Origin of the sequence: Pseudomonas sp. ADAK13, from assembly GCF_012935715.1 — a bacterium.
Taxonomy (GTDB): domain Bacteria; phylum Pseudomonadota; class Gammaproteobacteria; order Pseudomonadales; family Pseudomonadaceae; genus Aquipseudomonas.
This window is the reverse complement of the sequence record NZ_CP052860.1, coordinates 4,998,737-5,012,220: the sequence shown is the minus strand read 5'-3', so window position 1 is coordinate 5,012,220 and position 13,484 is coordinate 4,998,737. Positions and strand designations below refer to the sequence as shown.

The window sequence follows — 13,484 nt, the reverse complement described above, 5'->3', positions numbered from 1 at the left end:
TGCGCTTCGCACCCCAAAGGGGGACAAGCACCACAGGGGTGACTAGCGCATGAACAGGCCACCGTTGATGTCCCAGCACGCACCCGTTACCGAAGCGGCATGGTCGGCAATCAACAGCAGCACGGTGTCGGCGATGGTGTGCGGGTCGCCGAGGGTGCCCGTGGGGATGATCTTGAGGATCTGCTCCAGGCGCTCCGGGGCCACGGTTTCGCGCACTACTGGCAAGTCCAGCGGGCCTGGCGAGATGCTGTTGACCGTCACACCCCGGGGCGCCAGTTCACGGGCGAAGACCTTGGTCAGTGTGGCCACGCCGCCCTTGGCCGCGGCGTAATGCGCGCCGGTGGCGGTGCCGCCGTTCTGGCCGGCCAGGGAGGCGATGTTGACGATGCGCCCAAACCCCCGCTCGGCGAAGTGCGCGCCGAACACCTGGCAGGCCACGAACGTGCCCCGCAGGTTGATCGCCATCGACTCGTCGAACTCCTCGGGCGTGATGTCCATCAGCGCCGCGACTTTCGACACCCCGGCGTTGTTCACCAGGATATCGGTGCCGCCCCAGCGCTCAGACAGCAGATCCCGGGCGCGGATAAAATCGGTTTTGTTGCGCACATCCAGCTCGATAGCGACGGCGGTTTCGCCGCTGGTGTCGAGTTCAGAAGCCAGCCGCTGCACGCCGTCCAGACGCACATCTGCCAGGCCCACGCGGTAGCCGGCGGCGTGCAGGCGCCGGGCGATGCATTCGCCGAGGCCACGGGAGGCGCCGGTTACAAGCGCGATTCGGTTCATCAGGATGTCCTCATCTCAACTGTGGGAGCGGGCTTGCTGTGGTGAGGGGGGTTGTCCCCCGTCGGGTTCACCACAGATTGATGGGGCTGCTTCGCAGCCCAGCGCGGGGCAAGCCCGCTCACCACAGCAAGCCCGCTCACCCCTGCAAGCCCGCTCAGCACAGCAAGTCCGCTCCCACATTGGTTTTGTGTCGTTGTTTGGATATTGCTTACAACAGAAAGCCGAGTGCACTCAGGCTGTCGGTGGAGTTGATCAGCCGCACCACCTTGCGCTCCAGGGTCGCCGTGCCGGCGCTGAAGCGAATGCGGTAATTCAGGTCGGCCACGAACGGCGTGTGCACCCCGCGCTTGTAGGCATAGAGCAACTGCGCGCAGTTGACCTCCACCACCTCTCCCGCCGCTTCCACCAGCGTGAATCGCGACACGCTGCGCACGGTTTTCGCCGCATCCACCGCCGACGGCGAATACCCCGCCGTCAGCCGCTCAATCCGCAAACCACGCAGGCGCGCGCCGTCGTAGGCGTAGTTGAGGCTGGCTTCAAAATCGTCGGTGTCCGGGTCGATCGGCACGACGTAGCGCCCGCTCTCGCTCCACAACGCCGCCCATTGCACATAGTCCTTGTGGTCCAGCAGTTCGGCTTCACGCCAGATGAATTCGACGGCCTGGGCCAGCGGTGTAGTAAAACCAGTCAGCGTGTTCATTGGCTCATCATCCTTTTCCACATGTCATAGGCCCCGCGCATGCCGCCTTCATCGGTGGCGTGGGAAACCTTATCGCCGTTGTCGGCCAGCACTTCGCGGTTCAGGCCGCGGTTGACCAGGATCGGTGCATCCACGCCGGCATACGAACCGCGTTGCACCCGGTCCCAGGCCTCGGCGTCATCGGGGCTGCCAAAGCCGAACGGGCCCTGGAAGTGTTCGTGGATGCGCAGGCGCTCACGGTTGGCAATCTGCGGGCCGCCGTCCATGCCGAGGGCAACGTGGCGGATTTCGGTCTCGGTGACCGACACCGGCCGCAGCACCCGGAAGAACGACATCGACATGGCGACGTTGGGAAACAGGTTGAGGTTGAACCCGGCGCCATGCAGTGAACGCACGATGCGCCGCACCTGCGCCGGCTCCATGGTTTTCGACAGTTCTTCGGTGACGTGGGCGAAGCGCTCCTGCAACGGCTCGGTACCGTCATCGTGGTCCAGGTCGACATGCTCGGGCACCATCACCATCACGCTGTGGCCATTGCCCAGGGAATGGGTGACGGCTTGCTCGTCGGTCATGAACGAAAGCATTTCCGAGGTTTCGGCATCCACCGACGACATGAACGACTTGTGCACGATGGGGAAGTGATAGCCGTCGGTGGTGTTTTCCAGCTGGATCTTCCAGTTGCCCTTGAAGCTGAATTTGTGTTCGCCCTGGGTCTTGATCGGGTAGCCGGCGCCCTGCTTCATGAACAGGTCCATCCAGTGTTTGGCGCCGCCGAGGAAGTCGGCCAACGGCTCGATGTCGTCGTTGTAGCTGGCGAATACCATCCCGGCGTAGCTGTCGACCCGCAGGCTGGTCAGGGGTAATTCGGATTTCTCCAGAATGCCTTCGTAGCCATCCGGGTACGGCAGCGCCCGCAGCTTGCCGTCCAAACCATAGGACCAGCTGTGATACGGGCAAGTGAAGCCGGTGGCGTTGCCCTTGTGCTTTTCGCAGACCGTGGCGCCACGGTGGCGGCAACGGTTCTCCAGCACGTTGATCGCGCCTTTCTTGTCGCGCACCACGATCACCGGGCGGCGGCCGATGGTGGCGGTCTTGAAGTCGCCGCTGTTGCGCACTTCGCTTTCATGGGCGACCCAGACCCAGGTGCGGTAGAAGATCTTTTCCAGTTCGGCTTCGAACAGCGCCGGGTCGTTGTACAGCGAGACATCGACGCGGTCGTGCCTGACCAGTTCGTCGAGGCTCTTGGATTTGGCAATCAGCCGGTATTCATGGGTACTCATGGAGCCCTCCTCAAGGCGTTGTTCTTATTGGTGAGCCGTGATGCTCTGCTGCAGTTGTGCGCCGAGGGCACACACCCATTCGTCCTGGCCCTTGCGGCCGACAATCTGCAGGCCCACCTTCAGCCCGCTGTCGACCAGGGTGACCGGCACCGTCAGCGCCGGGTGGCCGCTGAGGTTGAAGGGCCGCACCAGCGGCGTCATGCCGGCCACGGCCTGGCTGCCGTTGCGGGCTTCGGCCAGGGTCGGTGGCAGGTCTGGCAGGGTCGGCAACAGCAACACGGAAAACGTTTCGAGCGCGGCATCCACCTGGTGACTGAAACGGCTGCGTACGCCTTCGGCCTGGGCCAAATCAGCGGCGCTGGTGCGGCTGGCGGCGAGCAGGCGTTGTTCGACGTCGGCGCCGATCAGGCCCTTGCCGGTGAGGTGACCGAAGGCCGCCCAGTTTTCGACATTGATCACCGTCAGGCCGGCGCCGAACGCCGCATCGAAATCGTCCAGGTGCAGGCGCTGTTGACGCCAGCCGGCAGCGTCGACGGCGGCCATCAGGCTCGCCTGCAGCCATGGCTCACAGGCCACATCCAGAAAGCCCACATGAGCACTGCCAGTCGGTGCAGCCTGCGGCTCGAAGCCCGGGCAAATCACCTGCATCGCTTCAATCAGGTCCTGCATGTTCGCGGCAAACGGCCCGACACAGTCGAGACTGGACATTGCCGGTTGGGCACCCGCCCGGCTGACTCGCCCGTAAGTCGGTTTCAACCCGGCAATCCCGCAGCACGCCGCCGGCACCCGCACCGAGCCGCCGGTGTCGGTGCCGATGGCGATATCCGCCAGGCCTGCCGCAACCGCCGCCGCCGAACCGCTGGACGAACCGCCCGGCACCCGGTCAGGCGCCTGGGGATTGATCGGCGTACCACTCCAGTCGTTGATACCGGTGACGCCGAATGCCAGTTCATGCAGGTTGGTCTTGCCGACGATCTGCCAGCCGGCGTCGAGCGCCAACTGCACCACGTCCGCATGCCGGGTCGCGGGCGATGCGTCGGCAAAGGCACGGCTGCCGGAACGGGTCGGGTGCCCGGCGATGTCGATGGAATCCTTGATGGCCACGCGTTTACCGCTGCCACCGAGTAAAAATTCGCTGACGAAGGTACTCATGGGTTCACCCCAAAAACGGTATTGAACAGGCGCTGCGTACGGAAATGCGCGATCAGCCAGGTGCCGTCGACACGACGAAAATCGATGTTCAGCCGCGTGCCGAACAACTCGCTGCGCTGGTCGGCGTAGGTGGAAATCTGCTGCATGATCCACTGACCCGCAGCCGTGCTGCCGTCCACCTGGATCGACTCGCTGGTGAGGTAATGCAGGTTCAGCGCGAAGTGCTCGGACGGCGGCAGGTAGCTGCCGACAAACGCCGCCACCGCGTCGCGCCCCCGGTGCTGGCCGAAGGTTTGCACAGTCGTTGTGCCAATGCCTTCCCAGACCGCATCCACGCTGAACAACCCGGCCAACTCGCGAACGTTCATCGCCGCCCGGGGCACGTCGCACAAGTCCATGTAGCGCGCCATCAAGCGCCGGACCTGGCTCTCCCCTTCAAGGGTCTCAAGACGCTGCAACAGGTCCATGGCTCACACCCTGGCCGCGTCGGGGATGGTCAGCGGCCGGCCGATACGCGCCTCGATCCTGGCGTAGCGCCACAGGCTGTATTCACCCACCGGCGTGGTGCGAAACAGGTTGCAAGCGTCGATCACCGACTGGTGGCAATCCACGTCGGCCATGATGTAGACGGTCCACGGCGCGGTGGTCGACGGGCCGACCATCAAGCGGTCGTCATCCATCGCCCCGAGCACATTGATGCCCGGCATGGCGCCGAGGTCGCCCATCATCTGGCTGAAGCCTTTCCACACGCTCAGGCCTTCGCCGGTCGGCAGGTCGAAAAAGTTCTGGGTGATGCCGATGCAAAACACAACGCGCAGCGGTTCTTGAGTGGCTTGGGACATGGGTTGATCCTTGAAAGTCAGATGTAGCCAGGGAATGGCGGAACGCCGAGGAACACCGAGCCCGCGCCGTCGTACAGGCCTTCGCTGAGGAAGGCGTGCTGGGTAACCACCATGGCGTCGCGCAGGTAGCGTTGCAGCGGGTGGCGCAGGTAAATCGCGGTGGTGCCCGCCAGGCTGTAGGCGCTCTGCACCACGGCGGCGCCGGCCTGGGAGACGTGTATGGCGGTCAGGCGCAGCAGGCTGGTCTGCTCGGGCGTGACCGGGTTGCCGGCGAGGATCGAGTTCCACACTTGTTCGGTGGCGCCGTAGAAGAAGCCACGGGCGGCGCTCAGCCGGGCTTCGGCCTTGGCGATTTCGATGCGCACGTAGGCGCGGTCCGCCAGCTTCGGCGCGCCGGTGATGCCGCTGCCGCTGGCCATGGCGCTGATTTCATCGAGGGCGGCCCGGGCCAGGCCCAGGTTGACCACCGCCAGCACCTGGGCGGCGTAGGCGATCGACGGGTAACGGAACAGCGGCTCGTCGACGGTGGCGGCGCCACCACGGATGAACGTCCAGCGCTCGTCGACGTATTGGTCGGTGACGCGCAGGTCATGGCTGCCGGTGCCCTTGAGGCCGACCACGTCCCAGTTTTCGATGATTTCCACCTGGCCTGGCTTGAACACGGCGGTGCGTGGCTTGCCGCCCGCGGCACCGATGCCTACGCCCAGCAGATCGGCGCCTTTGCAGCCGCTGGCAAACTTCCAGGTGCCGTTGACCTGCCAGCCGCCGTCGACGGTTTCTGCCGGCTGCAACGGGAACAACCCACCGGCAAACACCAGGTCGGGGCTGTCGGCATACAGCTCGGCGAGGGTCTCCTTGGGCAAGGCTGCCAGGTACACCCCGGCGCTGCCGAAACTGGCGACCCAGCCGGCCGAACCGTCGGCTTCGGCAATACGCTCGATCATCTGCAAAAACGTCGCCGGGGCCAGGGCATCGCCGCCGAAACAACGCGGCGTGGCGGCCCGGTAGATGCCCACCTGCTTGAAGCGTTCGATCATGTCCCGTGGCACATGGGAGCAGGCATCGAACTCATCGCGGCGCTGGCGCACCTCGTCCAGCACCTGCTGGAACAGCGCGGGCTGCACGTCGGGTAAAGCGTCTGGTTGCACGAGGGCCGAACGCAGCATGGGCTTTCTCCGTTGTCGTTGTTATGGACGCCGTGGCCGGCGTTGATGGGTCCAGTGTAAAAAGCCCATCCGCCGTCAACTATTGGGGCGTGCCGCCCCCTGGCTAAAGAAATCCCCTAGTGCGCCCCCGATAACTTCTGAGCGTGCCCGCGCAGGCAAACCGGTATAACTTGCCACTGTAGTCGTCCCCTCCACCGCCAAGGGCTACGCGATGTATCAACCCAATCACCATGATTTCCACACCCTGATCGAAGCCATGCCGATCTGCACCATCCTTCATGATGCGCAGAGCAAGGACATCCTCTGGGCCAACACCGCCGCGCTGTCGGCACTGGGTTTTACCCTGGAAGAACTGATCCCGCTGAAAGCCCCGGACATGACCCGCGATGCGCCGAAGTACAAGCGGTCCATCGGCCTGCGCTGGCTGGAACGCGCGGCCCGCAGCGGCCAGCGCACCATCGAATGGTGTTACCGCTCCAAGGCCGGTGTGGAGATTCTTTCGGAGGCTGTTGCGACGCTGGTGCACCTGGACGGGCGCGATGTGCTGATGGTGCAGTTCCGCGATATTTCCCGGGAAGACAAGGTCAAGCGCGACTTGATCCGCGCTGAGGAAGCCCGGCGTGTCAGCGAGCAACAGCTTGAATATCTGGCGCGCTATAACGCCATGGGCGAGATGGCTGTGGCGATTGCCCATGAGCTGAGCCAGCCGCTGGCGGCCATCCGCAATTTTATCGAAGGGGTGTTGATTCGCCTGGGTGATACCCACAGTGCCGACCAGGGGGTGAACTGGGGGCTGCAAAGTGCCGTGCGGCAGGTGGAGCACGCTTCATTGATCATCAAGAGTGTGCGTGATTACGTGGTCAAGCTGGAGCAGAGCGCCGAGTTGGTGGACTTGAATGAGTTGCTGCACGAGACCCAGTACTTCATCAGCCTGCGGGCCGAGCCCGGCCAGGTGCGGCTGGAGATCATCCCGAGCGCGGAGCCGCTGATGGTGCAGTGTGAGAGGGTGTTGATTGGACAGGTGATTCTGAACCTGGCGTTCAATGCCATCGAAGAGATGAGCGAGCTGCCCCTTGAGCGTCGGGTGCTGCGGTTGCATACCTGTCGGGATGGAGGCGTGGCGCGGTTGAGTGTCGAGGATTGTGGGCGTGGGATTCAGGCTGTGGCGCGGGAGAAAATCTTTGACGGGTTCTTTTCGTCGAAGGTGGGTGGTAACGGGATTGGGTTGGCGTTGTGCAAGAACATTATTGGTCGGCATCATGGGGATATCTGGGCGCAGAATCTTGAGCCGTGTGGGGCGGTTTTCAGTTTTTCGCTGCCGTTGGTGGGGGCGTGAGATTGGGGGCATATCCGTTATTTGGGTAACGGCGGCTTAGGGTTTCGCTCTTACAGCGACTCACTTTGGAAAAGCCCCAAAGTAAGCAAAGGGCTCTGCCCCGCCTGTCGGCACCTCGCCGAGGCTCGGTGTTCCCTCACTCCGGCATTGCTCCGCGGGCCGCCGCGACGGGGCGTCCCTGCCCCGTCGCGGCTAAACCGGCGTCCTGCCGGTTTACCCGCTCCTCAATCCCTGCGTTCGGCCTCGGGCTTATTGGGGCAGTCAGATCAAGATCAAAAGCAAGAGCACAGCGGCCTACAGGCCGGCTTGAGTGGTAGAAGCCAGATCAAAAGCCAAAGCGAAAACCAAATCTGAAACTGCTGCAGGTCTGCTTTTCTGTGGGAGCTGGCTTGCCTGCGATGCAGACACCTCGGTTTTTCAGGTACAACCAGTTGATGCTATCGCAGGCAAGCCAGCTCCCACATTTTTGACCGTGCCCGCTCTGGCTTTAGATTTTGATCTTGACCCCCGGTGTCAGGGTAGTTGTCGCGTCCACCGCTTTTTGAACACATTTCGGGGGCGGCAAGAGTATGGTCATGCCTTTCTACTCAGATGAACGTAAAGCCGCACTGCTGAAAATGATGCTTCCGCCCCTGAGCCTTTCAGCAGCGGAGGTCGCTCGCCGCGAAGGTTGCAGCGATATGTCTCTCCATTATTGGCGCAAACAAGCTGCTGCCAGAGGAACGCAATTGTCCGACGCTAAACAACCCGCCGAAAATTGGTCAGCCGAATCCAAACTGACGGTCATCATAGAGACCGGTTCGCTGTCGGAACTGGAGATCGGTGAATATTGCCGAAGAAAAGGTATTTTTCCCGAGCAGATTACCGATTGGCGTAATGCGTTTATCGCCAGTAGCACCCAAAAACCAGCTGCGAAAACGGCGAGTTCAGGGCAGTCACGGGATGATAAAAAAAGGATCCGTGAGCTTGAGCGCGAACTACGCCGCAAGGATGCGGCGCTGGCCGAGACGGCGGCGTTACTGGTGCTGAGAAAAAAGCTCAATGCCTACTGGGGAGCGACGACGAGGACAACTGACCTTGTTGCCAGAACGGTATTTACTCGTTGGTTGGCTCAATGAAGCCATCCTGGCGGGCGCCCGCAGGGCGCCTGCTTGTCAGGAGGTAGGCCTTTCACTGAGGACACTGCAACGCTGGAATTTGCCGGAAGAAATCTTGGCGGATGGGCGCACGACGACGCTCAGGCGGATGCCGAACAACGCACTCAGTGAGCTTGAACGGCAAAGTATCGTGACGCTGTGCAACAGCAAAACCTATGCGCATCTGCCGCCGAGCCAAATCGTGCCACAGCTGGCTGACGAGGGGCGTTACATGGCCTCGGAGGCGACATTTTATCGCGTACTGCACGCGGCAGGTCAGCAGCAACATCGCTCGCGTGCCAAGCGGCCGCATCGTCATGAGGCGCCCACGACTTATGCGGCGACCGCCGCCAATCAAGTGTGGTCATGGGACATCACTTACTTGCCGTCACCGGTTCGCGGAAAGTTTTACTACCTCTATCTGATCGAGGATATCTACAGCCGGAAGGCGGTGGGTTGGGAAGTTTACGAAGCAGAAAGCGGTGAAAAAGCAGCCGCGTTGCTGCAACGAAGCGTGACTCAGGAAAAGTGTTGGCTCCAGCCGTTGGTGCTTCACTCGGACAACGGTGCGCCGATGAAATCGTTAACGCTACTAACCAAGATGTACGACTTGGGCATCACGCCGTCTCGCGGTAGACCACGGGTCAGTAACGACAACCCGTACTCGGAATCGTTGTTCAGAACGCTGAAATACTGCCCGCAGTGGCCGCAGGACGGGTTTTCCAGCCTGGATGAGGCGCGTATCTGGGTAAGGAATTTTATGACCTGAGTACAACACCGTGCACCGTCATAGTCGGATCCGCTTCGTGACACCCGCTCAACGTCACGAAGGGAAAGACCGGGAAATCTTGGCTCGCCGAGATGCGGTATACAGGCAAGCCAGAGAGAGAAGACCGGAAAGATGGTCAGGTGAGACACGCAACTGGAACCCTATCGGGACGGTGTATCTGAACCCTGAAAGGGAGCTGACAGTGGTGATAAAAGCCGCGTAGTACGACGGTGAACGCGACAACTACCTTGAAAAACGCCGGTAGGCCGCTGTGCTGTTGATCTGCTTTTGATCTTGATCTTAGGCGCCCCGTTAAACCACGCTGGCCGAACGCAGGCTTTGGAGCGTGGGTAACCCGGCAGGACGCCGGGTTAGCCGCGCTGGGCCAAGGATGGCCCATCGCGGCGGCCCACGCTCCAAAGCCGGAGTGAGGGCACACCGAGCCTAAGCGAGGTGCCGAGTGGTGGGGCAAGAGCCTTTTGGTTACTTTTGGGCTCCTTTCAAAAGTGACCCGCTGTAAGAGCGGAACCGATATCAGCCATCACCCAAATAACGGATATACACCCCACCCCAAACCATTGGCACAGACACACAACCACTTGGCAGCCACAACAATTCTTGCAATCCCCCCACAAGGCAGAATCCACTTGCAAGAATCTGCCAAAGCACCCGCGATTAGCAAAACACAATAATTCAGGGAGTGCCCCTAATGCGAAGCAACAGGATCAACGTACAGTCAGCGCTGGGTCTGGGCCTGCTTGTACTCGGCTTGAACAGCGCCCAGGCGGATTTACCGCCAGACACCATCGGCCAGACCACCCTGGCCTTCCCGCCGGAAGCCCACCGCGCCTTCGTGGTAGACGTCGAGTTCGAAAGCTTCGTGGTCGGCCGTGTCACCGTCGTCGACCCCGACAAAAAGCGCGTCCTCGGCATGGTGCCCACCGGCTTCGCCGCCCCCTCGGCCCTGAGCCACGACCAGAAGACCCTGTACAGCGCCGATATCTACTATTCCCGCGGCACCCGTGGCGATCGCACCGACGTGCTGACCGCCTGGGACAGCTCCAGCCTGTCGCCGTCGTGGGAAGTGCTGATCCCGAACAAACGCGCCGAATCCCTGACCCAGCGCTACGGCCTGAAAACCAGCGGCGATGACCGCTTCGTCTACGTCTACAACTTCACCCCGTCGACGTCGGTCACCGTGGTCGACACCCAGTCCCGCGCCGTCACCGCCGAAATCGCAATCCCGGGCTGCGTGCTCAATTACCCGGTCGGCACTCGCCGCTTCGCCTCATTGTGCGGCGACGGCAGCCTGCAAGTGGTCACCCTCAACGACCAGGGCCAGGAAACCTCACGCAACCGCACGCACTTCTTCGACCCCAACGCCGAGAAGCTCAACGAACGCGCGGTGAATGTGGGTGACACTTACTACTTCACCACCACCACCGGCACCATCCGCCCTGTCGATTTCTCCGGCGACACCCCGAAAATCCTGCCATCGTGGTTACTCACCACCGACGCGGAAAAGAAAACCGGCTGGGCACCCGGCGGCTGGCAGTTGATGGCCGTGGCGCCAAAACTCAACCGCCTGTACGTGCTGATGCACGACAACCACGAACCGATGAAGTGGGAAGACCCCAGCACTATCATCTGGGCCTACGACCTCAAGACCATGAAGAAGATAGCCACCCTGGAAGCCCCGACGCCGGTCTGGAGCATGCAGGCCACCGGCGACGACAAGCCCCTGTTGCTGGGCGCCGACGTCGAAGGCGGCCTGCAGATCTTCGACCTGAAGACCAACAAACTCACCGGTAGCATGGCCAAGGTTGCGAAGACCGCAACCCAGATCATGAGCTACTAAAGAGGTTCGGCCATGCATATCGACCCGATCTTCATCATTGCCAGCGCCCTCGCCATTGCGGTGTTGCTGGCCAGTGCCGCAACCCACAAGTTGCGCGCACCGGCACGCTTTGCCCGGCAACTGGCGGACTACCAGTTACTGCCCGAGGCGGTGATCCGTCCCGGCGCCCGGGTGATTCCGGTACTGGAGTTGGTGATTGCCTTTGCGCTGCTGGTACCGGCGACCCGTTCCTGGGCAGCCCTCAGTGCCGCCGGCCTGATTGCGCTGTACGCCGCCGCGATTGGCATCAACCTGTGGCGCGGTCGCCGGAACATCGACTGCGGTTGCGCCGGGCCCGACCAGGCGCAGCCGTTGCGACCGATCCTGCTGCTGCGCAACGGCGCACTGGTGGCCGTGGCCCTGCTGGCCAGCGTGTTGCCGATCGCCCGTAACCTCGGCTTTTTCGACGGCTTCGTCACTGTTGCCGCCAGCGCTGTCGCGCTGCTGATTTACGCCGCAGCCGATGGCCTGCTGGCGAACTCCCCTCTTCTGCTCAAACTGATTGGTAGGTGATCAATGGAAGGCCTGATTGTTTCCAACGTACTGCTGTGGGTCCTGCTGCTGGCACTGGCGTTTGCCGTGATGGGCCTGGTGCGCCAGATTGGTGTACTGCACGGGCGCATCGCCCCGGCCGGCGCGCTGATGGTGGACAAGGGCGTGGCGGTGAATGAGCCGGCGCCGCAAGTCACTGCTTCCGACCGTAAGGGTCGCCCGGTGAACTTCGGCTATGCCGGTGAGAAGAACCAGTTGCTGTTCTTCCTCTCGCCGACCTGCCCGATCTGCAAATCCCTGTTGCCGGCGATCAAATCCATCGCCAAGGAGCAGGCTGACCGCCTTGATGTGGTGTTTATCAGCGACGGCGACATGGAAGCCCAGCAAGCGCTGATCACCGAGCACAAGCTGGACGACGTCACCTACGTGGTCGGCCCGGAAGTCGGCATGACCTACCAGATCGGCAAGCTGCCGTATGCCGCGCTGATCGACAAGAGCGGCACCTTGCGCGCCAAGGGCCTGGTCAATTCCCGCGAGCACCTGGACAGCCTGTTCGAAGTCGAACACCTGAAAAGCGCCACGCTGCAGGAATACCTCAACAGCCAGCCGCAGCCCCACGACCACAGCCACGGCCATAGCCACTGATTAAGGCAGGGAGACTCTCATGAAATTGCTGGATCTGTTATTCGAGCGCTCGACCCGTCGCCTGGCCGACACCACGTCACGGCGCAAACTGTTGGCCCGCATGGGTTCGCTGATGGTCGCAGGCGCCGCCTTGCCCCTGCTGCTGCCCCTGGACCGCACCAGCAAGGCGCTGGCCGCCGATAACCCGAAAGCCGGTGACCCGGGCGACCCGAACAGCTGCGACTACTGGCGCTACTGCTCCATCGACGGCTTCCTGTGCAGTTGCTGCGGCGGTTCGGTGACGTCCTGCCCACCCGGCACCGAGGCGTCCCAGGTGACCTGGATCGGCACCTGCCGCAACCCGGCGGATGGCAAGGACTACATCATTTCCTATAACGACTGCTGCGGTAAGCAAAGCTGCGCCCAGTGCGCGTGCACGCGTAACGACAGTGAAGAACCGGCGTACCGCCCGTTCAACAACAACGATGTGAACTGGTGCCTGGCCGCTAAATCCCACATCTACCACTGCACGGTCTCGATCATTCGCGGCGTCGCGGTTTAACTCACCCCTGTGGCGAGGGAGCTTGCTCCCGCTGGAGTGCGAAGCGCTCCCAAAGATCTTAGGGCCGCTGCGCAGCCCAACGGGAGCAAGCTCCCTCGCCACAGGTCAGTGCAAAGAGGCTTGTCATGCGTACGTTGTTTTTGCTGAGCTTGATGTGTGTCTTCGCCGCCCCGCTCGCCCAGGCACGGGCGATTCCCAATCCGAACCAGAAGCACGCACCAGGTAATGAATCGCCGCAAACGCCCATCGCCCAGGCCGGGTACAGCGTGGCGACCAACTATCAGCTGCAATGTGCCGGCTGTCATCTGGGCAGCGGCATGGGCTCGGCGGCGAACGACACGCCGAGGATGACCGGGTTTGTCGGCAACTTTCTGAAGGTGCCGGGAGGCCGGGAGTTTTTGGTGCGCGTGCCGGGGATGTCACAGTCGGCGCTGAACGATGGGCAACTGGCGGACCTGCTGAACTGGCTGATGCGCCCGGACGGGATGGCGGGCAAGAGTACGCCGGTGGATTACAAACCTTATAGCGCGGCGGAGGTGACTGAGTTGCGGCACAAGGCAATGCTCAATCTGCCGGGGACGCGGGCGGGGTTGATCAAGGAGATGCGTGCCCAAGGGATTGCGATCGAAGACGGAATGCCCAACTGAACGAAACGCGATCCAAATGTGGGAGCGGGCTTGCTGTGGTGAGGGGCTTGTCCCCCGTCGGGTTCACCACAGATTGATGGGGCTGCTTCGCAGCCCAA

Annotated in this window: 13 protein-coding genes and 1 pseudogene; 7 read left to right on the top strand and 7 right to left on the bottom strand. The window is 62.3% G+C overall.

Annotated elements, in window-relative coordinates; all coding sequences use genetic code 11:
• Positions 1–42: 42 nt before the first annotated feature.
• From HKK54_RS23235 to HKK54_RS23205, 7 genes are all read right to left on the bottom strand, one after another.
• The gene (locus HKK54_RS23235; RefSeq protein WP_169387971.1) at positions 43–783 is read right to left on the bottom strand and encodes an SDR family NAD(P)-dependent oxidoreductase; all 741 of its coding nucleotides are present in this window, start codon (positions 781–783) and stop codon (positions 43–45) included.
• A gap of 208 nt (positions 784–991) precedes the next feature.
• Positions 992–1,483 (bottom strand): aromatic-ring-hydroxylating dioxygenase subunit beta, encoded by a 492-nt coding sequence (locus tag HKK54_RS23230; protein WP_169387970.1) that lies wholly within the window; start codon positions 1,481–1,483, stop codon positions 992–994.
• Positions 1,480–2,763 carry an aromatic ring-hydroxylating oxygenase subunit alpha gene (locus tag HKK54_RS23225; RefSeq protein ID WP_010173602.1) on the bottom strand — a complete coding sequence of 428 codons (1,284 nt, stop codon included), beginning with the start codon at positions 2,761–2,763 and terminating at the stop codon, positions 1,480–1,482. Before HKK54_RS23225 ends, HKK54_RS23230 begins: the two co-directional genes overlap by 4 nt.
• 24 nt (positions 2,764–2,787) lie before the next feature.
• The gene (locus HKK54_RS23220) at positions 2,788–3,915 is read right to left on the bottom strand and encodes an amidase (protein ID WP_169387969.1); all 1,128 of its coding nucleotides are present in this window, start codon (positions 3,913–3,915) and stop codon (positions 2,788–2,790) included.
• Positions 3,912–4,382, bottom strand: coding sequence for a nuclear transport factor 2 family protein (locus tag HKK54_RS23215; RefSeq protein WP_169387968.1), 471 nt, complete (start codon positions 4,380–4,382; stop codon positions 3,912–3,914). The genes HKK54_RS23220 and HKK54_RS23215 overlap by 4 nt, the downstream gene beginning before the upstream one ends.
• Positions 4,383–4,385: 3 nt before the next feature.
• Entirely contained in the window at positions 4,386–4,757 is a 372-nt protein-coding gene (locus HKK54_RS23210; RefSeq protein WP_169387967.1) for a hypothetical protein, read from the bottom strand.
• Positions 4,758–4,774: 17 nt separating this feature from the next.
• On the bottom strand, positions 4,775–5,923 hold the full coding sequence (locus HKK54_RS23205; RefSeq protein ID WP_169387966.1) for an acyl-CoA dehydrogenase family protein: 1,149 nt from the start codon (positions 5,921–5,923) through the stop codon (positions 4,775–4,777).
• Between the two features lie 211 nt (positions 5,924–6,134).
• On the opposite strand from HKK54_RS23205, the gene HKK54_RS23200 reads away from it, so the two are divergent.
• The 7 genes and pseudogenes from HKK54_RS23200 to HKK54_RS23170 all read left to right on the top strand — a co-directional run bounded on the left by HKK54_RS23200 (position 6,135) and on the right by HKK54_RS23170 (position 13,386).
• A complete protein-coding gene (locus tag HKK54_RS23200) occupies positions 6,135–7,259 on the top strand; it encodes a sensor histidine kinase (RefSeq protein WP_169387965.1) in 1,125 nt (374 codons plus the stop codon).
• A gap of 575 nt (positions 7,260–7,834) precedes the next feature.
• Positions 7,835–9,387, top strand: a pseudogene (locus HKK54_RS23195) (IS3 family transposase).
• A 486-nt stretch (positions 9,388–9,873) separates the two neighbouring features.
• Positions 9,874–11,022: an amine dehydrogenase large subunit gene (locus tag HKK54_RS23190; RefSeq protein WP_169387964.1), complete on the top strand. Its 1,149-nt coding sequence runs from the start codon at positions 9,874–9,876 to the stop codon at positions 11,020–11,022.
• A 12-nt stretch (positions 11,023–11,034) separates the two neighbouring features.
• Positions 11,035–11,574 carry a MauE/DoxX family redox-associated membrane protein gene (locus HKK54_RS23185; RefSeq protein WP_169387963.1) on the top strand — a complete coding sequence of 180 codons (540 nt, stop codon included), beginning with the start codon at positions 11,035–11,037 and terminating at the stop codon, positions 11,572–11,574.
• A 3-nt stretch (positions 11,575–11,577) separates the two neighbouring features.
• Positions 11,578–12,198: a methylamine dehydrogenase accessory protein MauD gene (mauD, locus tag HKK54_RS23180; RefSeq protein ID WP_169387962.1), complete on the top strand. Its 621-nt coding sequence runs from the start codon at positions 11,578–11,580 to the stop codon at positions 12,196–12,198.
• Positions 12,199–12,217: 19 nt separating this feature from the next.
• A complete protein-coding gene (locus HKK54_RS23175; protein WP_003208877.1) occupies positions 12,218–12,739 on the top strand; it encodes a methylamine dehydrogenase light chain in 522 nt (173 codons plus the stop codon).
• Between the two features lie 125 nt (positions 12,740–12,864).
• Positions 12,865–13,386: a cytochrome C gene (locus tag HKK54_RS23170; RefSeq protein ID WP_169387961.1), complete on the top strand. Its 522-nt coding sequence runs from the start codon at positions 12,865–12,867 to the stop codon at positions 13,384–13,386.
• The last annotated feature ends 98 nt before the right edge of the window (positions 13,387–13,484 follow it).